Source organism: Stenotrophomonas sp. Sm2128 (assembly GCF_030985535.1).
GTDB classification, from domain to species: domain Bacteria; phylum Pseudomonadota; class Gammaproteobacteria; order Xanthomonadales; family Xanthomonadaceae; genus Stenotrophomonas; species Stenotrophomonas maltophilia.
In genome coordinates, this window is record NZ_JAPTFQ010000007.1 from 59,557 (window position 1) to 81,642 (window position 22,086).

Here is a 22,086-nt window from a genome sequence, read left to right on the forward strand (position 1 = left end):
GCAGGCCGATGTCAGCCCGGATGCGTTCTGTTTCGAGTGTCCGCCAACGTGGCATGGCGGTGATCGTCGCCCTGCTGGTGGTGGCGCTGGTGGCGGTGATTGCCACGGCACTGCTGACCCGGCAGTCGGCCCAGCTGCGTGCGCTGCGTGGCGATCAGCTGCGCGCACAGGTACGCATGGCGGTGGACGCAACGCTGGAGCGTGCGGCGCAACAGCTGCGTGAGGATGTAAAGGAACAGCTGACCACGGTGCGCAGCGGGCGCTGGGCGCGCCCATTGGAGCTGCAGGCGCCGTTGCCGGTGCAGCTGCAGCTGGTCGATGCGCAGTCGATGTTCAACCTGCGCAACCTTCTTGCGCATGGCAGGCCGGACCCCGAGGCGCGGCGCGCGTTCATCGCGTTGTGTGCCGGGCAGGGGCTGGGCCAGGGCGCCTGCGCATCCGCCGCCGACCACATCCAGGCGCGCCTGCGCGATGGCGACATGCAGGCGCAGGCGCCGCTGCCGCGCGAATCACTGATCGAACAGGCGTTGCCTGGCGCCGATCCGGTGGCGTTGCAGGCGCTGGCGCGGCGCACCGTGGTGTTGCCGGCGCAGACCCTGGTCAACGCCAACACCAGCGACCTGCGCGTTCTGCAGGCGGTGACGCCCGTGGTCGAGCCGGCACGGCTGCAGGCGCTGCTCGGTGAGCGCGATGCTGGCCATTGGCTGCTCAATCGCGGCGACATCGCCAACCGACTCCAACTGAGCAACGAACAGATGGCCGTGCTTCCCCTGGGTATCCATAGCGAATGGTTCCTGGCCGTCGGCCAGGTGCAGGCTGACGGCAGTGCGGTCGATTTTCGCGCGCTGTTGTGGCGCGAATACCGCGACGATGGGGTGCGTGTGCAACGGGTGTGGACGAGGATCGGCGCATGAATGTGCAGCTTCGCATGCGCCTGCCGGCGCTGGAGCACCTGCGCGCCGACAGCGCGGTGGACTGGGCGCAGCTGCACAAGGGCGAGGTGCTGGCGCATGGCCGCGACACACTGACGGCGCTGGGCCTGCGGCATCCGCAGGCTGCGGTGCGTGCCTGCCTCGATCCGAACGACCTGATCCTGCTGGAACTGCAGCTGCCGCCGTTGTCCGGGCGCCGCCTGCAGTCGGCGCTGCAGGGTGAGGTGGAGGCGATGCTGCTGGATGACCTGCAGGAGGTGGCGCTGGCCCACGGCGCGCAGGCGGCAGACGGCACGGTTCCGGTGGCCTGGCTTGGCCAGCAGGCCATCGCGCAGGTGCAGCAGATGCTGGCCTCGTGTGCGCTGCAGCTGCAGGCGCTGTATCCGACGCCACTGCTGCTGCCCTGGCAGGACGGCCAGGCCACGCTGCAGGTCAGCGGCGAGCATCTGCTGGTACGCAGCGGGCGCGATCGGGGTTTCGTTCAATGGTATGGCGGACGTGATGCCTGTGCGGTGATGCAGGCGCTGGCCGTGCGCCTGCAACAGGCCGGCGTGCAGGCCGTGCAGTGGATCGATAGTGTGCCGCCGATGTGGCCGGACAGCCTGCCGGCCACCGCCGTCACGCATGAACGGCAGACCTCTGGCCCCTTGCCAGGCTGGTCATTGCCGCTGCCCGGCGCAGGCCGGCAAGCACCGCGACTGGCGATCGGCCTGGCACTGGCAGCAGTGCTGCTGGCTGCACTCGGCCTGCAGCTGCAGGTCTCGCGTTGGCGGATCGAGGGCGAGGCCCTGCAACAGGACATGGCGCGCCAGTTCAGCGCGCGCTTCCCGGAGATCACCGATGTGGTGGACCCGGTGTTGCAGGCAAGGCGAGCACTTGCCGTGCCGCTGCCGGCGCCGCCGTTGCCGGCGCTGCAGCGTCAGGTTGCCAGCACGCTGCAGGCTGTTCCGGAGCTGGCCGGGCAAGTGCGCAGCCTGCATTACCAACCCGGGCAGCTGGACATGGAGCTGGATGCCGATGCCCAGGCATTGGCCGACGATCCGCAGCGGCTTGAGCACTGGCAGCAAGCAGTTCAGGCACAGGGCCTGCAGCTGGCGCGCCAAGCCGGTGGACACCTGCGAGTGAGCGGAGCTGGGCAGTGACGACCCGCACCCTATGGCTGGGCGAGGGGCTGGTGGGCCTGCAGCACCGCTGGCAACGCCTGCCACCGCGCGACCGGCTGATGCTGTGGGTGATGGTGGTGGCGCTGCTGGTGGCGGGCCTGTGGTCGTTGTGGCTGGAGCCACTGCTGAAGCAGCGCACGTATTGGCAGGCCGAGCTGCCGCGGCTGCAGGCGCAGTCCCGCGCACTGGCACCGCTGCTGCGCGCCCGTGAGCGCCAGCAGCTGGCGCAGAGCCAGCACCCGACACTGGCCGGGCTGCGCGATGGCATCAAGACCGCCGGCCTTGCCGCCGGCCTGCATATCGAAGCGCGCGACGGGCGTTGGCACCTGCAGGTGCAGGCAGTGCCCGCCGACGCGCTGTGGAACTGGCTGCTGCCCGTGCTGGCCGATCCGGCCATCGAACTGCAGCAGCTGCAACTGACACGCACAGGGGATGCGAACATGCCGGCGGCACGGATTTCCGGAAACATCGTGATGGTGGCCACCGCGGGTGCCCATCCATGAGGGCGATGCGTAGCTTTGCCTGCAGTACCGCACTGGCCCTGATCGTGTGCATGGCCCACGCACCGGCGCTGGTACTGGCGCAGGACGCCCGTGATGAGCCGGTGCAGTTGAACCTGGTCGACACCGATATCGGTGGCGTACTGCGCATGGCAGCGCGCTTCACCGGGCGCCAGTTCCTGGTCGATCCACGGGTGACCGGCAAGATGACAGTGGTTTCCGATGGCCCGGTCAGCCGTACCCAGGCCTACCAGTTGCTGCTGGGCGCACTGCGCATGCGCGGCTTCGCCGTGGTCGAGAACGGCGGCGTCAGCCGGGTGGTGCCGCAGGCCGATGCCAAGCTGCTCGGTGGCCGCGTTGGCAGCGGCGGTGCGGGGGGCGAGGTTGCCACGCGCACCTTCGCGCTGCGCTACGAGAACGCGGCCGCGCTGGTGGCGGTGCTGCGGCCGATGATCAGCCCGGACAATCCGATCACTGCCAATCCGGGCAACAACACGCTGGTGATCACCGACTATGCCGATAACCTGGAGCGCATCGCGCGGGTGATCGCCAGCGTGGATACACCGGCCGGCATGGACACCGATGTGGTGAAGCTGCAGCAGGGCATTGCCGTTGACGTCGCGGCGATGGTCGCGCCGCTGCTGGATGCGCAGGGCGCCGAGCCCACCCAGAAGGTGGTGGTGATGGCCGACCCGCGCAGCAACAGCGTGCTGCTGCGGTCGAGCAGTCCCGGGCGCACCCGCCTGGCTAGGCAGCTGGTGGAGAAGCTGGACCGTGCCCAGGATGAATCCGGCAACCTGCATGTGGTCTACCTGCGCAATGCCCAGGCCAACCAGCTCGCGGGTGTGCTGCGTGGCGTGGTGGCCGGGCAGAGCGATGCACCGGCCATGGGCAGCAACGAAGGCATCACACCACTGCCCGGCGACGCCAGCCGCTCCACCCCCGCGCAGCCGTCGCAGCCGCAGCAGGCCAAGCCCGGAGGCAATGCGCTGGAATCGCAGCGCCTGGATCCGAGTCGCCGTGACCCGTTCGATGCAGGAAGCACCGGCTTCAGCCAGAACGGCATCTCGGTACAGGCGGACGTGGCCACCAACACGCTGCTGATCTCCGCCCCCGAGCCGGTGTACCGCAACCTGCGCCGGGTGATCGACCAGCTCGACCAGCGCCGTGCACAGGTGCTGGTGGAAAGCCTGATCGTGGAGGTCAACCAGACCGACGCGGCCGAACTGGGCGTGCAGTGGATGCTGGGCAATGGCCGCACCTTCGGCGGAACCCACTTCGGCGGCACCACCGGTGGCAGCGGGTTGAACACCACCGCACGCACCACCCTGGACGTGCTGCCCAAGGATGGCCTGAAGATCGGTGTGATCGACGGCACCATCAACCTGCCCGGCGTCGGCCAGATCCTCAACATGAAGGCGTTGGCCAACGCGCTGCAGAGCAAGGGCGGTGCCAACATTCTGTCCACGCCGAACCTGATGACGCTGGACAACGAAGCGGCCAGCATCATGGTCGGCCAGACCGTGCCGTTCGTCAGTGGCCGCTACGTGACCGACGGCGGCGGCGGCAGCAACAACCCGTTCCAGACCATCGTGCGCGAGGACGTCGGCCTGAAGCTGCGGGTGCGCCCGCAGATCTCCGAGGGCGGCACGGTGAAGCTGGACATCTACCAGGAAGTCAGCAGCATCGACGCGCAGAGCGCGAACAGCACGGCCGGCATCATCACCAACAAGCGCGCCCTGGATACCAGCGTGCTGCTGGACGATGGCCAGATCATGGTGCTGGGTGGCCTGCTGGAAGACAGCGTCAGCCATGGCCGTGATGCGGTGCCGGGGTTGGGAAAGATCCCGGTCCTGGGCGCCTTGTTCCGCAGCGACACGCGCAAGCGCGCCAAGACCAACCTGATGGTGTTCCTGCGCCCGCACGTGGTGCGTGACCCGGCCGCCGGCCAGCGCCTGACCCGCGACCGCTACGACTACATGCGCAACGCGCAGGCCGGCGCGCAGCCGGTACAGAGCTGGGCCTTGCCGGCGCTGTCGGCACCGCAGCTGCCACCACAGGACCTGTCTGTACTCGGCCAGGGCAATGCACGCGATGACCAGGGCCAGCCGCTGCAGAACAGCAGCCTGGCGGCGCTGTACCCGTCCGGTGACGGCGATGCGCAGCTGGTGCAGTTCGCGCAGGGGCTGGACCCGGCGCGTGCCGGCCAGGGCGTGGCGCAGGTGCGTGCACTGGGCCTGCAGGCCTATGCCGAAGCGACGCCCGGCGAGAGCGGGCAACGCCTGCGCGTGCGATTGCCGCGCGATCCGGCGACGCTGGACCCTGCGCTGCAGCAGCTGCGCGGGCTGGGCTACACGCCGGAACTGGTGATCGGGCCGTGAGCGCTTCCGCGCCGCTGCCGTACGCCTGGGTGCGCAGCCATGGCGTGATGCTGTCCGAAGTTGGCGGCGAGCCCGTGTTGCTGGGCACCGCCGACACCGCAGCGTGGGCCGTGGCCGAGCTGCGGCGCCGGCATGGCCCGCTGCCGTTCCAGGCGCTGGATGCTGCGACGTGGCAACAGCGGTTGGGTGAGCAGTACCGTGACGGCGGCGATGCCGCTGCCGTGGTGGGTGCCGCCGAAAGCGAAGTCGATCTGGACCGGCTGATGCAGGACATGCCGGAGGTCACCGATCTGCTGGATGCTCAGGACGATGCGCCGGTGATCCGCATGATCAACGCGCTGCTGGCACAGGCCGCACGCGATGGCGCCAGCGATCTGCATATCGAACCGTTCGAGACCCATTCGGTGGTGCGCTACCGCGTGGACGGCACCCTGCGCGACATGGTGCAGCCACGGCGCGCACTGCATGCGGCGCTGGTATCACGCATCAAGATCATGGCGCACCTGGACATTGCCGAGAAGCGCCTGCCGCAGGACGGGCGCATCGCCATCCGCGTGGGCGGGCGGCCGCTGGATATCCGTGTCTCCACGGTGCCGACCGGTCATGGCGAGCGTGCTGTGCTGCGCCTGCTGGAAAAGGATGCCGGTCGCCTGCAGCTGCAGCGCCTCGGCATGGCCGATGACACGCTGGCCACGTTCACCGGGTTGATCCGTCAGCCGCACGGCATCGTGCTGGTCACCGGGCCGACCGGCAGCGGCAAGACCACGTCGCTGTACGCCGCACTGGGCCAGCTCGACAGCAGCACCAGCAACATCCTCACCGTGGAAGACCCGGTGGAGTACGACTTCGCCGGCATCGGCCAGATCCAGGTCAACGTGCGCATCGGCATGAGCTTTGGCACCGCGCTGCGTGCGATCCTGCGCCAGGACCCGGACACCATCATGATCGGTGAAATCCGCGACCTGGAGACCGCGCAGATCGCTGTGCAGTCGTCACTGACCGGGCATGGGGTGCTGGCCTCGCTGCACACCAACGATGCGATCTCGGCGGTGACCCGCCTGGCCGACATGGGTGTGGAGCCCTTCCTGCTGGCCTCGTCGCTGCGTGGCGTGCTGGCGCAGCGGCTGGTGCGGCGGCTGTGCACGCAGTGCCGACGTGCCGAGGTGGACGGCGAGGGCCGTGCCGTATGGCGTGCGGTGGGCTGCGCAGCCTGCGCCAACAGCGGCTATCGGGGACGAACCGGCATCCATGAACTGTTTGTGGTCGACGACCGCGTGCGCGCACTGATCCATGAAGGGCAGGGCGAGCCTGCGCTACGCGAGGCGGCCCGGCGGGCCGGCATGCGGACCCTGCGGCAGGACGGCCAGCGCTGGGTCGACAGCGGGGTAACCACGCTGGAAGAGATCCTGCGCGTCACCGGCGACGATTGAGGCCTGCATGGCACTGTTCGACTACCAGGCTGCCAACGCGCAGGGCCGCATCGAAAAGGGCCAGTTGGATGCCGACAGCCCGCGCGGTGCTCGCCAACTGCTGCGCGGGCGCGGGCTGACCCCTGTGCAGGTGAGTGCGGCGCGCAGTGCCGGCAGTGGCTGGGGCGCTCGCCGGTTGTCCGCCAGCGAGTTGGCCTGGGCTACGCGCCAGCTGGCCAGCCTGTTGGCGGCCAGCCTGCCGTTGGAAGGTGCTTTGAGTGCGGTGATCGAGCAGGCCGAGCGCCCGCATGTTGCGCAGGCACTCACTGCCGTGCGTGCGGATGTACGTGCTGGCCAGCGCCTGACCGTCGCACTCGCCGCGCGGCCGCGCGATTTCCCACCGATCTATCGGGCACTGGTGGGTGCAGGTGAAGACTCCGGTGATCTGGCACGGGTGATGGAGCGCTTGGCCGACTACATCGAAGAACGCAATGCGCTGCAGGCCAAGGTACTGACCGCCTTCATCTACCCAGCGGCGATCAGCCTGGTATCGGTGGCGATCGTGATCTTCCTGCTCAGCTACGTGGTGCCGCAGGTGGTGACCGCGTTCGTGCAGGCGCGGCAGACACTACCGATGCTGACCCAGGTGATGCTGGCGGCCAGCGCGTTTGTGCGCAGCTGGGGCGTGTGGGCAGGGCTCGGCATCGCTGCGCTGGTGGTGGCCTGGCGGTTGGCCCTGCGCAGGCCCGAGCTGCGCCTGCGCTGGGACGCGATGCTCATGCGGGTGCCGATGGTCGGGCGATTCGTGCTGGGTGTGAACAGTGCGCGCTTCGCCTCGACACTGGCGATCCTGCTGGATGCCGGCGTGCCGCTGCTGCGTGCACTGGAGGCGGCGCGGCAGACCCTGGGCAATGCGCTGCTGGCGCGCTGTGCCGACGATGTGTCCGCGCGCGTGCGCGAAGGTGCTGCGCTGGGTGCTGCGTTGAAGGTACAGAAGGTGTATCCGCCGATCCTGGTGCATCTGGTGGCAAGTGGCGAGAAGACCGGTTCGCTGGCGCCGCTGCTGGATCGCGCCGCGCAGACCATCTCGCGCGAGATCGAGCGTCGCGCGATGGCACTGACTGCCTTGCTGGAGCCGACCATGATCCTGGTGATGGGCGGCGTGGTGCTGACGATCGTGTTGGCGGTGCTGATGCCGATCATGGAAATGAACCAGTTGGTGCAGTGATGCGCAACGCGCATCACGGGTAGAGTCGACTGTTAGTCGACCAGCGCGGAGATCGAGTGCATTCAGATCGTTTCCGCGTGCGAAAGCAGTCGACTAACAGTCGACTCTACCCAGTCGATCCCATCGGGTCGATCCCATCGGGTCGATCCCATCGGGTCGATCCCATCGGGTCGATCCAATCAGGTCGATCCAATCAGGTCGATCCAATCAGGTCGATTCAATCAGGTCGATTCAATTCAGTCGATTCAATTCAGTCGATTCAATTCAGTTGATCGGGCGGCGTCGCTGGAATGTGGCATGGGCCGATTCTCCACACAATCCTCCACACCTTTTTTCGGTCTTCCACAGGTTTCTTAAGCGGCCTGTCATCGGCGCGGACCAGCATGGACACGTCGCCGCAGAGTGGGCTGGGAGGCCCTCGGCGGCAGCAGGCGTGTAGTGACCGTTCCTCCCTTGGCGTTTCCCTTCGCAGTAAACCCTTCAGGAGAAGATCATGAACAAGTACAAGACCCTGGCCGCGCTGGTTGCCACCGCGCTGCTCGCTACCGTTGGCGCCGCCTCGGCGCAGACCGTTACCGGCGGCGGTGCTTCGCTGCCGGCCGACCTCTACAAGGGTTCGTCCGACAGCATCCTGCCAGCGAACTTCACCTACGCCGTGACCGGTTCGGGCACCGGCAAGAAGGCCTTCCTGGAAAACAACTCGCTGCTGTTCTCGACCACCGGCACCGTGCACTTCGCCGGCAGCGATTCGGTGCTGAGCAGCACCGAGCTGAGCACCTACACCACCAACTTCAACCAGCCGACCAACGCCAACCGCTACGGCGCGCTGATCCAGGTGCCGTCGGTGGCCACGTCCGTCACCATTCCGTTCAACAAGGCCGGTTCGGCGGTGGACCTGAGCGTGGCGCAGATCTGCGGCGTGTTCTCGGGTGCGATCAGCGACTGGTCGACCATCGATGCCAACCGCAGCGGCCCGATCCAGGTGGTGTACCGCCCGGAAAGCAGCGGCACCAGCGAAATGTTCAGCCGCTTCCTGACTGCGGCCTGTGCGGCTGAGAACGCTGGCACCTCGAACCTGGTGGGTGGCAAGTTCGCCATCAAGTCGACCTTCGCCGACCTGTACAAGCGCGATGCCAACGGCAACCTGCCGGCGTTCCTGGTGGCCGCGCCGGCCACCGGTGGCACCTCGCTGTACAACGCTGTCTACGCTGCTGAAGGCCGTATCGGTTACGTTGGCCCGGACGTGATCCCGAGCGTGACCGATGCGACCAAGGTCGCCAAGGTCAAGGGCTTCTCGCCGGATCAGGTGAGTGTGCAGGCCACCCTGGACACCGTCGCTCCGCCGACCGGCACCGCTGCCGAGGACCCCGCCAACTGGGTGCCGGTGTTCGGCAACCCGTCGGCCGGCTATCCGATCGCCGGCTACACCAACCTGGTGATCGGCCAGTGCTACAAGGATTCGAGCGTCGCCACCAGCCTGCGCGGCTTCCTGGCCCGCCACTATCCGGCGACCTACACCGTCGCGTATGAGAAGTCGATCACCGACCACGGCTTCATCCCGCTGACCAAGGCCTGGCGCGATGCGATCCGCAACCGTTTCGTGCTGGCCAGCAGCACTGCCGGCCTGAACAATCCCAGCACCTGCGCCGGCATCGGTCGTCCGCTGTAATCCGCAGCACTGATTGAATCCTGCTTGACCCGACGCCGGCCCCTGGGCCGGCGTCGCCATTTCCGCGACGGTGCCGCCGCCGCAGCGTTTCGCTGTCGGCTTCGTGTCACGTGAGCCGTCTATCAGTGGCAGGGCATGCGTTGCGCGTGCCTCCCCGATCGTCGCCGCAGCCGCGGCCCACCAGGTTGATGAGGTTCCGATGTCGCACCCGCTCCCGTCCGCTGTTCATCCGGCCGCGCCGATGCGCCGCAATCATCCGATGGCGTGGGCCATCGCGGTCGCCCTGGGCAGCATGGTGGCCCCGGCCAGCCAGGCGCAGCAGGCGTTCAGCCCGGGCTGGTTCGCCGAGCGGGGCGCGGCCCAGGGCAGCGCGGCACAGAGTGGCCGGATGCCCAACGGTGTGCCGATCCAGTTCCAGTTGCCGGCCCAGCAGCAGGATGCAGCACGGCAGAAGCTGCAGCAGTCGATCGACAACCTCGGTACGGCTGCGCAGGCGATTGCCCTGCAGCAGCGCCTGCAGGAACAGGCGCGGCAGGCGCGCCGCGAGGCTGGCTTCATCGTTGCCGATGGCCTGGGCAAGGATGGCCTGAGCGTCGACCAGAACCCGCTGACCCGCGGCTGGCTCAATGCGCGCGACGCAATCCAGTCGCAGGGCAGCGACGGGCGGGTGCAGGTTACGGTCGAGCAGACCGCGGACAAGGCGATCCTGAACTGGGAGACCTTCAATATCGGCGGCAACACCACGCTGAACTTCCTGCAGAACCCTGACTGGGCAGTCCTGAACCGCGTCAATGATCCGCAGGCGCGGCCCAGCCAGATCCTGGGCCAGCTGAAGGCCAATGGCACGGTGTTCGTGGCCAACCGCAACGGGGTGGTGTTCGGCAACAACAGCCAGGTCAATGTACGCAATCTGCTGGCGGCTGCAGCACGGATCAGCGATGCGCAGTTCCGTGACAACGGCCTGTACAGCCCCGACGCCAGCAGCAGCGCGCTCAGCGATGCATTTGGCAAGGTGATGGTGGAGCAGGGTGCCCGCATCGCGACCCATGAGCCGACCAGCGCGACGCGCGGCGGTGGCTACGTGCTGCTGGCCGGGCACAGCGTGGAGAATGCTGGCCATATCGAGGCGCGCAAGGGCCAGGTGCAGCTCGCTGCCGGTGACAGTTTCGTGATCCGGCGCGGCGTGGGTACGGCGACCAATACCAGCTCCACCACCCGCGGCAATGAAATCGCGCCGCGCTTCGTCGCTGGCAGCACGGCGGGCAGCGTGCGCAACGCCGGTCTGCTGCGCGCCCGCGAGGGTGACGTGACCCTGGCCGGGCGCAACGTCGAGCAGGCCGGTGTGGCCGTGGCCAGCACCACGCTGGCGCAGCGCGGCACCGTGCATCTTCTGGCTTCGACCAGTGATGCCGGCAGCAGCGTCACGCTTGCCGATGGAGCCACCACGGCGGTGCTGGTCGAGGACGATGGCAAGGCCACGGTGCTGGATACGCAGCGCAACAGCCTCATCAAGGAGTCGGCAGAGCAGGACGCGATCCGCGCCGGCGCGCGCTCGGCAACCTTCGACAATCTGTCCCAGCACAATGATCGCCGGGACCAGTCGCGGGTGGAGATCGTCTCGGGTGGCAACATCCATTTCAGTGCGGATTCGCTGACGGTTGCCACGGGCGGCCAGATCATCGCCGACGCGGCAGCCCGCAGCTACGTAGACGACGCGGCACGCGTGGATGTTTCCGGCGCAGTGGGCGTACAGGTGTCGATGGAAAGCAACAATGTCCAGGTCAAGGTGCAGGGCAACGAACTGCGCGATGCCCTGGACAACCGCGACAGCGGCAAGCTGACCAGCAGCGAGGTCTGGGTCGACCGCCGCAGGCTGGTCCACGTTCCGGCCGGTACCGGGGGCTACGCGGGTGAGCGCTGGTACGCGGCGGGTGGTCTGCTGGAAGTGGGCGGCTACCTTGACAATCAGGGGCACTCGATCGGCGAATGGGCCGCGCAGGGAGGCACCGTCCTGCTGGGCGGCAGGGAAGTGATCACGCATGGCGGCTCACGCATCAACCTTGCCGGTGGCAGCCTGGATGTGCAGAGCGGCGTGATCCGGCAGAGCTGGGTGCGCGGCGTCGATGGCCAGGTCTACCGCCTTGATGACGCGCCGGCGGAGATGCTCTTCGATGGCCTGTACAGCGGCCATGAAGTAAAGCAGGAGCGCTGGGGCATCACCGAGACCTTCCGTGATCCGATTGTATTCGCGGCGCAGCGTGTCGATAACGGATACACGGTCGGCCGCGATGCAGGACGCCTGATCATCTCCGCACCGACCGCGGTGCTGGATGGAAAGGTTGAGACGGCTACCTTCCAGGGCGCGCAGCAGAACCGCAGGCCGGATACCGCGCTGGAGGGTTATGCGCAGGCGCAGACGGCGGTCGCGCGCAATGCGCAGCTGTACCTGGGGCGCTACGACGGCCAGGGCCGCAGCGGTGTGTTCGGCTCGGATGTGCGCCTGGATGACAAGGCTCGGACGAAGGCCGCGTGGTCGCTGCTGGCCCCGGTCAACGAAGAGCGGCGTGGCACCGTGTGGCTGGATATCGCAGAGCTGAGTGCCCAGCAGTGGGGACGGATCGACCTGGCGACCGCTGATCGCATCCGCATCGACGGCAGCCTTCGGCTTCAGGCAGGCGGACAGCTCAACCTGACCGGCAGCGAGGTGGAACTGGCAGGCGACATCGGCATCGCCGGCGGCCAGCTGTCGGCGGGCAACCTGCTGGATGTGCAGGGCCGGCCGACGGCGCTGCTGCATGATGGCCGCGCGCGCACCGCCATCGCCGACGGCACGCGGATCGATCTCTCCGGTGAATGGAGCAATGCGTCACTGGCGATGCCGCGCGACGCGAGCGGTGCCTGGACGGATGGCGGCCGCCTGAGCCTGGGCAATAGTCATGACGTGGCCGTGGGCGCCGACGCAACGGTTGACGTCGAGGCCGGTGCTGCGCTGGACCTGCGCGGCAAGGCCCATATCGGCAAAGGCGGCAGCGTCAGCCTGCAGGCGAACAGCAGTACGGTGACGACCGACGGCAGTGGCCGGGTGCAACTGGGCGAGGGAAGCCGGTTCAGTGGTCGAGGACAGGGCGGTGGTTCCTTCTCGCTGGGGACCGGTGGCCAGGTGTGGGTGGGCGATGCGGACCTGGCGGGCACATCGCTGCGACTGGACGCCGGCCTGTTCGGCAGTGGCTTCGCGCAGTACGACATCAATGGCCACCACGGTGTGGAGGTGGCCGATGGCGCGCGGCTGGTCGCTGCCCTGCCAGGCCTGCGCCTGACCCAGGACGCGCGGATGGCGACCGACCGGGCGTCCGCACTGGCAGCGTGGGACGCGCCGCTGTACAGCGCCGATCCGTCGAGCGGGCGCGTCAGCCAGCGCGCGGGTGCGAGCATCAGCCTGCGTTCGGAGCGCAACAGCGTGGGCGGTGACCTGCGGGTTGGCAAGGATGCACTGGTGGCGGTCGATCCAGGGCAGACGATCTCGCTGCTCGGTGCAGGCAACATCGATGTTGAAGGCACGCTGCGCGCGAAGGGCGGCCGCATCCTGATCGACGATGTGCGCCCGGAAAACGCGCTGTACGCCGGGCAGCGCACCGAACGCACCTGGCGTTTCGCCGAGGGCGCGCTGCTGGATGCCGATGCAGACGCGATTTCGCTGCCCGATCCCAGCGGCCGCCTGCGCGGGCAGGTGCGCGCAGGTGGGCGCATCGAGATTGGCGGGGCGCTGGACTGGGAGACCACCGCATTCGTCGACAACCGACCACCGGAAGCCTTCGTGGTGGTCGAACGCGGTGCGCGCCTGCAGGCGCGCGGCGCGTCGGCCGAACTGGACATCGATGGCCAGGGCCGCGTGCGCGTGGACAGCGACGGCGGGCAGATCGTGCTGCGTTCGGCCAACGCGCTGTACCTGGAGGGCGGGATGGACGCGGCCGCCGGTGGTGCCGGCGCACGCGGGGGCACGCTTGGCCTGGCCTTTGGCGGGAGCATCCACGCACGTGGCGCCAGCGACGAGGTACTGCGAGCGCGTGCGATCAGCCTCAGCCAGCACAGCGCACCGGCGCAGCCACTGCCTGCCGCATTGGAATATGGCCACGCCGCGTTGTCGGTCGAGCAGCTGCAAGCCGGCGGTTTCGACAACCTGTCCGTGTTCGGTGACATCCGCGCGGTCGGCGACGTCGACCTGCGCCTGGCCCAGAGCCTGCGCATCCATGGCCAGGGCACTTCGAGCCTGGGCATGGCCGTGGATGCCGGGCTATCGTCTGGGCTGCGACTGAGTGCGCCCTATGTTCGCCTGGCGCAGGCACGCTGGCGCCAGATGCCGGGCGAGAACCTGCAGGGCACCGCCGCGGTCGCTTCGTCCGGGCCGGAAGATCACGCGCTGGCGGTGCAGGCCGAGCTGATCGACATCCGCGACGTCACCTGGCTGCCGGGTTTCAAGCATGTGGCGCTGGAAAGCCGCAGTGACGTGCGCCTGACCAACGGCATTGCCAGCAGTGGCAACACCAGCGCGTTGATGACGGCTGGTTCGATGGACGTGACCGCTGCGCGCCTGTACCCCACCACAGGCGCGGTCGGCACGCTGGTGGCCGGCGCGTCGGCGCAGACCGTGCAGACCGCTGATTACTGGGCCGATCCGGATGCCGTGCTGCGCATCCACGGCACCGGTGCGGTCACGAAGCCGGCGCCGGAATCGGCGCTGGGTACGCTTCGCCTGGTGGCTGCCACGGTGCAGCAGGGCGGCAACGTACAGGCGCCGATGGGCACGCTGCAGCTGGGTGGCCTTATCCAGAACGGAACCGTCGGCAGCCGGGTGGAACTGCTGCCAGGCAGCGTAACCTCGACCAGTGGCGCCGGCTTGTCGCTGCCCTATGGTGGCACCGTCGATGGTGTCGACTGGCGGGTCGGTACGCGCAGCCTGGGTTCGCTGACGCCGGCCGGCATCTCCTCGATGGGGGTGACCCTGAAGGCGAATGAGATCGAGGTGGCGCCGGGGGCCCTGCTGGACATGTCCGGCGGTGGTGAGTTGACCGGTGCCGCCTTTGTGTCAGGACGCGGTGGCTCTGTCGACGTGCTGCGAACGGCGTTGGCCGACGCCAATCCGCGCTATGAATTCAGTGCCTCGGGCAACCCGGTGTATGCGATCGTGCCGGGACGCGCCGGGACATTTGCCCCCAGCGGCGAGGAAGGATTCGCCGCACCGGCCGTGGGCCAGCAGATCACCGTGCCGGCGGGCGTGCCCGGCCTGGCGGCAGGCACCTACACGCTGATGCCGGCCAGCTATGCGCTGCAGCCCGGTGCATTCCGGGTTGAGCTGGGCGCCACCGGCACCTCGGGCATCGCGCAACCCATCGCGACCGGTACCGGCACCTGGCGTGTGTCCGGGCAGCAGCGCACGGCGCTGGGCGCGGCAATCTCGCCGTTGCTCACCGACATCCTGCTGACCCCCGCCGCAGTAGTACGCCGGCACTCGGGCTACAACGAAACCTCCTACAACAGCTTCGCGCAATCGGTGGCCGACCGCCGCGGCGAGTCGCGTGGCTGGCAGACCATCGATGCGCTCGGGTTGACCCTTGCGTTGGGCGAAGGCGCAGGTCGTGCAGACACGCCTGCCATCCGCTTCGCCGGCACCGCGCGGTTCGGCGCCGCCACCGACAACGGGCGAGGCGGCACGCTGACAGCCACGTTGGCCAGCCCGGCGGTCGGTTCACTGGAGATCGTCGACGGCGGTGCGCAATCGCAGGCGCGTGATCGCGGTGCCACCTTCAGCGACGACGCGCTCAATGCCTTCCTGCCGGCGCGGATGATGATCGGCGGGCAGTTCAACCAGGAGGCCTCGCAGGTGGCGGTGACCGGCCAGGCGCGCAGCGTGGCGATCCGTTCCGGCGTCACCTTGAACGCACCGGAAGTGCTGGTGGCAGCGGCCTCCGGTGGCAGCGGCGTGCTGGTCGAGGCCGGTGCGACCCTCGATACACTGTCGTTCGCATCCGCCAACGCGAATGCCAGCGCGACCCTGCCTTACCAGGTCTCCGGCGGCCTGCTGGCGGTGTCCAACCAGCGCCTGAACCTGATCACCGGCACCACCGGGGTGGAGGCCGGTCCAGTGGCGATCGACATCGGGGGGTGCCAGACGGCGTGCGACGGCCAGACCCGGCTGGTTTCCGATGGCAGCATCGCGGTAGCGACCGATGGCGCGCTGCAGATGCGCGACTCGGCCAGCTATGGCACCCGTCAGCTCGGCCTGAGCATGGCGGCGCTGAACCTCGGCAGTGCCGAAGCGATCGCCCTGGCCGCTGCGGCAGGGGCGCTGCCCAGTGGCATGACCATGAACCAGTCCGTGCTGCAGCAACTGCTGCGCGGCAATGATGCCACCGGCGCGCCGGCGCTGGACACGCTGAGCCTGGTCGCGCGGGACTCTGTCAACGTGTTCGGCAGCGTCGACCTGGACGCGCGCGACAGTGCCACCGGCCGCAGTGGCCTGCAGACGCTCGTGCTTGGTGCGCAGGCCATCCGCGGCTACGGTGCTGCGACTGACCGGGCGCGCATCCTGGTGGACACGCTGGTCTGGGACGGCTCATTGGCGGCGAGTCAAGCGCCGGGCAGTGACGCGTCGGTGCCGCCGGCCGATCCGATGGTGGACCGGCTCGGCGCCGGGCAGCTGGACATCTTTACCCGCCAGCTGCAGCTGGGGCGGGCGCCATTCAGCCGTCCCAGTTCTGAAGTACCTGCGAACCGGCAGGTGCTCGGATTCAGTGCGCTGAACCTGAGTGCTTCGGAGCAGCTGTCGTTCTCCGCGCAGGGCACGCTGGACGTGTTCCAGCAGCGCGGCGACTATCTGGCCGACAAGGGCTGGCAGTACAGCGGAGGCAGCCTGGGTATCGATACACCGCTGTTGACGGCCGATCCCGCCGCGCGGCTGCGCGTGCGCACCGGCGGCGACTTCCGCCTGCAGGGGGGCACCGGCAAGGCGGGTGGCGATGCACTGGGCAGTGAGCTGAGCATCGACGCCAACCGGATCACGCTGGACAGCACGATCGCGCTGGCGTCCGGACGGCTGTCGGCGAACGCACGCCAGGGCATCACGCTTGGCAGCCGGGCCGCGTTGGATCTGGCCGGACGCAAGGTCTCGCTGTACGACGTGGACAAGTTCAGCTGGGGCGGCGATGTCCTGCTGTCCAGCGACACGGGTGACATCCGCGCCGATGCGGCCTCCCGCATCGATGTTTCCGCCCGCAACAACCGAGGCGGACGCCTGACGGTCACCGCAATGGCCGGCCGAGCCGATCTGGCCGGTGTTCTGCAGGGTGCCGCCACTGGTCGCTACGATGCCGGTGGCACGCTGGTGCCCTACGACGGAGGCGAACTGGTGGTGCGGGCACGCCAGCTGCAGGACTTCGCCGGCCTCAACCAGCGATTGACCGCCGGCGGCGTCGTCGGCGGTCGCAGCTTCCAGATCGGTGAGGGCGATCTGCGGATCGGCGACGAAGTGAAGGCGCGCCGGGTCGATATCAGCGTCGATGCGGGCAGCCTGACCGTGGCCGGCCGCATCGATGCCAGCGGCGAGCAGGTCGGCAGCATCCGCCTGTACGCCCGCGATCAGTTGCAGGTGGACGGCACGCTGGACGCGCACGGTACCGGCCTGCGCGTGGACAGCCATGGCAAGATCATCGACAGTCCAAACCGGGCCACCATCACGCTGGGCAGCGCCGAAGGTGCCGTCGGCCTGGGCAGCGCGGCGCAGCTGGACCTGCGTGCGGGCAGCGATGTTACCGTCGGTGGACGTCCTGGCCAGAACGATGGCACCCCGCGCGGCACGCTGAAGATCGATGTGCCGCGGCTGGGCAGCAACGACGCGGCGATTGCCGCGGCCACCGGCCTGCGCATCGATGGCGCGGCCGACATCCAGCTCAATGGTGTTCGCCGCTACGACGATGCGCCCCTGGCAGCCACCGCTGACGTGCGCGGCAACCGCGCGCAGCTGGTCACCCAGCAGTGGCTGGACCAGGTGGTCGATCCGCACAGCGTGGCCTGGATCGATGCTGCGCTGGACAACGCGGATCTGCAGCAGCGCACGCGGGCGCTGGGCGATGTCCGCCTTCGTCCCGGCGTGCAGGTGCTGGCGCGGCGCAGCGACGCCAACCCGGACGGCGACCTGACTATTGCCGGCGACATCGATCTGTCCGGCTACCGCTACGGGCCCGAAGCCAACCGCGCCGATCCATCGCGGCGTGGCTTCGGCGAATCGGCCTCGCTGGTGCTGCGGGCCGAAGGCAACATCAACGTCTACGGCAGCATCAACGATGGGTTCGCACCGCCGCCGTCCACGCCGGATGAGGGTGGCTGGCAGCTGTATGAGGGTCGCAATGGCAGCGCGGGGCAAACCCCCTTTGGCGGCGGCCTGCTGGTGCCGGTGGACGGAGTGAAGCTGCAGCCCGGCACCGAGTTCCAGGCCGGCACCCGCCTGAACTATGACGTGCCGGTCGAATCGGTAACGCTTCCGGTCGGTACCGTGCTGCCCGCGCCGATGGTGATCTCGCAGAACCTGCGCCTGCCAGCGGGCACGGTGCTGGGTGCGGCGGTGACCACCGACTCCGGGCAGACGCTGGCGGCGGGCACCGTGCTGCAGGAGCCGCTGGTGTTGGCGGCCGGTGCGCGCCTGGGGGCCGGCTTCCGCCTGCGCAGTGCGGTACAGATGGCGGCACAGGAATGGCCCGCCGGCGCGACGCTGCCGGTTGCGTTGCGCCTGGCACGGGAAGTCGAGCTCAAGGTGGGCGCGTACATCCCATCGTTGACCAAGGTGGAGTTGCCCGGCAACGGGCCGGTGAATCTGCGGCCGGCCGATGCCGGCGGCAACCAGGGGCGCAACTGGGCGCTGGCGCCGATGCTGGCCGAGGGCACCACCTCCTGGGACCTGACCGTGGTTGCCGGTGCCGATGCCGGGGCAGCCGACCCACGCAGCCGGCGCTGGGGCAGTGAAGGCAGCGTGGTGCTGGCCGACACCCACCAGGGCTCGATCGGTACGGTCAAGACCGAAATCATCTGGGTGGGTGATCGTGCGTTGACTGAGCGGGCATCGCTGGACTGGATCGGCGACACCTCCTATGCAGGCCGTCCGATCGCGGAGTTGGCCGACATGTTCGGCTTCACCGAAGACGAGTTCTGCGCGATGTCGGCCGACTACTGCGGCCCGGCCCCCCGCCAGGTGGCCGCGCAGGGCTCGCTGGATTACTGGGGCGACGAGTCCTACGTAGGCACCCCTGCGAAGGACTTCGCCGCGATGTTTGGCATGACCGAAGACGAGTTCTGCAGCACGGCGCCCACCTACTGCGCCGGCGGCGGCACGCAGACCGAAGTGACCACTTACGGCAAGCGCGCAGGCACGCCGGCGTGGAGCGTGCTGCGCACCGGCAAGGGGGACCTCGAACTGCTCGCTGCCGGTGATGTCGTGATGAAGTCCGGCTTCGGTGTGTACACGGCGGGCGCTCCCACCACGCTGGGCGAGGGCCGCGACGCTGCCTTCAATTCGCCCCGTGCAGCAGCCCCCAGGAACACCGCACTGCTGGGTCCGAACCTGGTGCCGGGCAGCTATGATGCCGCGTTGGCCGGCTACCAGGCCTGGTATCCCGATCATGGCGGCAACCTGCGCGTCGAAGCCGGGCGCGATATCGTCGGTGACGTCTGGACCGGGCGCGCAGAGTCGGGCACCAGCGAGCGCGACTGGGCACTGTACTCCAGTGCCGCGGTCGGCAATTGGCTGTGGCGGCAGGGAACCGGCAGCACCACCGGTGTGGAGCCGGTGCCGACCAGCTGGTGGGTGAACTTTGGCGCCTACACCAACGTGTCCGCTGCTGCTGGCGCCTCTCCGCGGATGGTCGGCTTCACCGGCTTCGGTACATTGGGCGGCGGCAACTTGACGCTGGAGGCCGGGCGTGACGCCGGCGTGCGCGATGCGATAGGTGACGCGCTGGACTCGACGATCGCACCGCGCTCGGGTGCGATCATCGCGGCGGTGGGATCGACCGGCCGGGTCAGCGATGGCCAGCTGCACCTGACCGGCGGCGGCGACCTGCAACTGCGTATCGGTGGCGCACTGAATCCGAATCTGCGGGCGACGTTCTCCAGCCTCAATGCCTCCAGGGCGGGACAGAATCTCGACCTCAACGGTACCTTCAGCAATCTGCGTGGCAGCCTGCAGCTGGATGCGGGACGCATCGGTGCAATGGGCGTCACCCTGGAAAGCTACGCGACGCTGGGCCAGCTGCGTGCGGCCGATCTGTTCGCCGCCGACGCCGCTCGCCCGATGGGCGGGCCGGTGCTGGTGCTGGGCGATGCGGTCGCGCAGCTGCAGGCGCGGGGCGATGTGGTGCTCGGCGGCGTCGCCGATGCCGGCCGGGTTCCGCTGGCCAACTACAGCGCGGTGCTGCTGGATGATGGCGCGCGCGCTGCAGGCAGTACGTGGTTCTCGCTGTGGACCGCCAACACGGCCGTGGATCTGTTCAGTGCCGGTGGTGACCTCGCGCCAGGCCTCGCCGGGCCGGAAAACGTGACGGGCAGCAATCTGTGGCGCGAGCAGGTCCAGCTTGTTGTGCGTGGCGGTGATGATCTGCTGAATTACTGGCTCTATCCTTCGCGCTTCAGCGCGATTGCTGCGCAGGGTGACATCAAGCTGGACCGGATCAGCACCACGCCGGGGACGCAGGATGTGATCCTGCTGGCACCCTCGGCGACAGGACGGCTGGACGTTCTGGCCGGTGGCGGCATCTTCGCCCAGCCTGGCGCGACCCAGATCGCGCGCTCGGCCAGTGACGCGCGCCTGCCGGGACCCTTCGACCCGGCATTCATGGCCGAGCAGGGGGATTCCGCAGGCAATGTGACCCGCACGCGGCACAACCTGTCGGTCGACGGCAACATTGCATCGCCGGACGCGTCGCTTCCGCTGTTTGCGTTCGGTCCGAATACTCCGCTGTCCTCCGTGTCTGCGGCCCTGGCGCCGAGCCGTTTCTACGCGGTGCAGGGCGACATTATCGGCCTGGCCACCGGCGCCCGGCGCACGCTGAATCCCAACGCGGGGCAGCGCACGCAGTTGAACTGGTTCGAGGCCGCCGGCGCCGTGCAACTGCGGGCAGGCCGGGACATCCTCGGGGTGTCGATGACCGCGTTGAACACCGCGCCCACCGACATCACGGTGGCGGCGGCAGGCCGCGACATCGTGCATCTGAACGCGACCATCGCTGGCCCCGGCAACACCGAGATCAGTGCCGGCCGCCAGCTGCGCCAGGAGGATGCGGGCAGCATCGTCAGCCTCGGTGGCATCGTGCAGGGCGACACTCGTCCCGGCGCCAGCATCGCGCTGACGGCCGGCAACCAGCAGATCGACTTCGCGGCCCTGCGTGCCCGCTATCTGGACCCAGTCAACCTTGCCGATCCCGCGCAATCGCTTGCATCGCAGCCGGGCAAGGCAGTCAAGGTCTACAACCAGGAGCTGAAGCAGTGGCTGCAGCAGCGCTTCGGCGTGGCTGCCGACGGCGACGGGGCGCTGGCCGCGTTCGATGCGCTGCCGCAGGAACAGCAGCGCATCTTCCTGCGCCAGGTCTATTACGCCGAGCTGCGCGAAGGTGGACGGGAATATACCGATGCAGAAGGGCCCCGCTTCGGCTCCTACCTGCGCGGGCGCGAAGCCATCGCCACGCTGATGCCAGACAGGAATGCGGCCGGTGCGACGATCGACCGTACCGGCGACATCGTGATGTACGGTGGCTCCGGCGTGCGTACCGAGGCGGGCGGCAACATCGAGCTGATGGCACCGGGTGGGCAGATCGTGATCGGTGTGCAGGGCGTGGTGCCACCTGCCAGCGCCGGCCTTGTCACCCAGGGGCAGGGCGATATCCGCCTGTTCAGCCAGGACAGCGTGCTGCTGGGCCTGTCGCGGGTGATGACCACGTTCGGCGGCGACATCCTGGCGTGGTCGGAGCAGGGTGACATCAATGCCGGTCGCGGTTCGCAGACGACGCTGCTGTACACGCCACCGCGTCGCGTCTATGACGGCTGGGGCAATGTGATCCTGTCGCCGCAGGCTCCCGCCAGTGGCGCCGGCATCGCGACCTTGAACCCCATCGCCGAAGTACGACCGGGCGACGTCGACCTGATCGCACCGCTTGGCACCATCGACGCGGGCGAGGCCGGTATCCGCGTCTCAGGCAACATCAACCTGGCGGCGCTGCAGGTGCTCAATGCCGCCAACATCCAGGTACAGGGCGAGAGCAAGGGCCTGCCGGTGCTGGCATCGGTGAACGTCAATGCGCTGGCCTCGGCCAGTGCGGCAGCCAACAGCGCCAGCCAGGCGGCACAGGATGTGATGCGCAAGAGCCAGGACGAGGCACGGCGCAACCAGCCGTCGGTGATCAGCGTGCAGATCCTCGGCTTCGGCAGTGGCACCAGCACCATCAATCCGCCGGCGCGTGGCAACACTGCCAACAGCGGCTATGACGCCAACAGTGCCTTCCAGTTCCCGCAGGCAAGTCGCGACGAGGGCACGCAGCGCCGGTAGGTGCCGTCCTTGGTCGGCACACGTTGCTGCCCACCAAGGTCGGCAGTAGATCCACGCCATGCGTGGATGCGACCGGGCCGAAAGAACGAACAGCATCGGGCCAGCCGCCACGGAACGGCAGCGGCCCCAGCCAGGACGGCACCGAAGGCAGGGAGCGGCCATCAGCGGTGAGGACCACCGACACGGCGCCGCCGGGTGCAGGAGAGCACCCGGCGGCAGGC

The 22,086-nt window shown here is 68.6% G+C and carries 8 protein-coding genes; all 8 read left to right on the forward strand.

What is annotated here, in order from left to right:
• Positions 1 to 8: 8 nt before the first annotated feature.
• The 8 genes from gspK (at position 9) to O0K41_RS03880 (ending at position 21,865) form a co-directional block, all read left to right on the forward strand.
• Positions 9 to 914, forward strand: coding sequence for a type II secretion system minor pseudopilin GspK (gspK, locus tag O0K41_RS03845; RefSeq protein WP_032966855.1), 906 nt, complete (start codon positions 9 to 11; stop codon positions 912 to 914).
• Positions 911 to 2,074 (forward strand): type II secretion system protein GspL, encoded by a 1,164-nt coding sequence (gspL, locus tag O0K41_RS03850; protein ID WP_149501150.1) that lies wholly within the window; start codon positions 911 to 913, stop codon positions 2,072 to 2,074. Before gspK ends, gspL begins: the two co-directional genes overlap by 4 nt.
• Positions 2,071 to 2,598 (forward strand): type II secretion system protein GspM, encoded by a 528-nt coding sequence (gene gspM, locus O0K41_RS03855; protein ID WP_005409887.1) that lies wholly within the window; start codon positions 2,071 to 2,073, stop codon positions 2,596 to 2,598. Before gspL ends, gspM begins: the two co-directional genes overlap by 4 nt.
• The gene (gene gspD, locus O0K41_RS03860) at positions 2,595 to 4,976 is read left to right on the forward strand and encodes a type II secretion system secretin GspD (RefSeq protein ID WP_149501149.1); all 2,382 of its coding nucleotides are present in this window, start codon (positions 2,595 to 2,597) and stop codon (positions 4,974 to 4,976) included. The genes gspM and gspD overlap by 4 nt, the downstream gene beginning before the upstream one ends.
• The gene (gspE, locus tag O0K41_RS03865; RefSeq protein ID WP_080353128.1) at positions 4,973 to 6,406 is read left to right on the forward strand and encodes a type II secretion system ATPase GspE; all 1,434 of its coding nucleotides are present in this window, start codon (positions 4,973 to 4,975) and stop codon (positions 6,404 to 6,406) included. The genes gspD and gspE overlap by 4 nt, the downstream gene beginning before the upstream one ends.
• Before the next feature lie 7 nt (positions 6,407 to 6,413).
• A complete protein-coding gene (gspF, locus tag O0K41_RS03870) occupies positions 6,414 to 7,613 on the forward strand; it encodes a type II secretion system inner membrane protein GspF (protein WP_049451123.1) in 1,200 nt (399 codons plus the stop codon).
• A 493-nt stretch (positions 7,614 to 8,106) separates the two neighbouring features.
• Positions 8,107 to 9,282, forward strand: a complete 1,176-nt coding sequence (locus tag O0K41_RS03875) for a substrate-binding domain-containing protein (RefSeq protein WP_049451124.1) — start codon at positions 8,107 to 8,109, stop codon at positions 9,280 to 9,282.
• A 199-nt stretch (positions 9,283 to 9,481) separates the two neighbouring features.
• Positions 9,482 to 21,865, forward strand: coding sequence for a filamentous haemagglutinin family protein (locus O0K41_RS03880; protein ID WP_164221972.1), 12,384 nt, complete (start codon positions 9,482 to 9,484; stop codon positions 21,863 to 21,865).
• Positions 21,866 to 22,086 lie beyond the last annotated feature (221 nt).

What these genes read in the sequence shown, in the direction of transcription:
- gspK (WP_032966855.1), top strand. Translation starts at nt 9, where the DNA reads ATGTCAGCCCGGATGCGTTCTGTTTCGAGTGTCCGCCAACGTGGCATG.
- O0K41_RS03875 (WP_049451124.1), top strand. Translation starts at nt 8,107, where the DNA reads ATGAACAAGTACAAGACCCTGGCCGCGCTGGTTGCCACCGCGCTGCTC.
- O0K41_RS03880 (WP_164221972.1), top strand. Translation starts at nt 9,482, where the DNA reads ATGTCGCACCCGCTCCCGTCCGCTGTTCATCCGGCCGCGCCGATGCGC.
- gspD (WP_149501149.1), top strand. Translation starts at nt 2,595, where the DNA reads ATGAGGGCGATGCGTAGCTTTGCCTGCAGTACCGCACTGGCCCTGATC.
- gspF (WP_049451123.1), top strand. Translation starts at nt 6,414, where the DNA reads ATGGCACTGTTCGACTACCAGGCTGCCAACGCGCAGGGCCGCATCGAA.
- gspL (WP_149501150.1), top strand. Translation starts at nt 911, where the DNA reads ATGAATGTGCAGCTTCGCATGCGCCTGCCGGCGCTGGAGCACCTGCGC.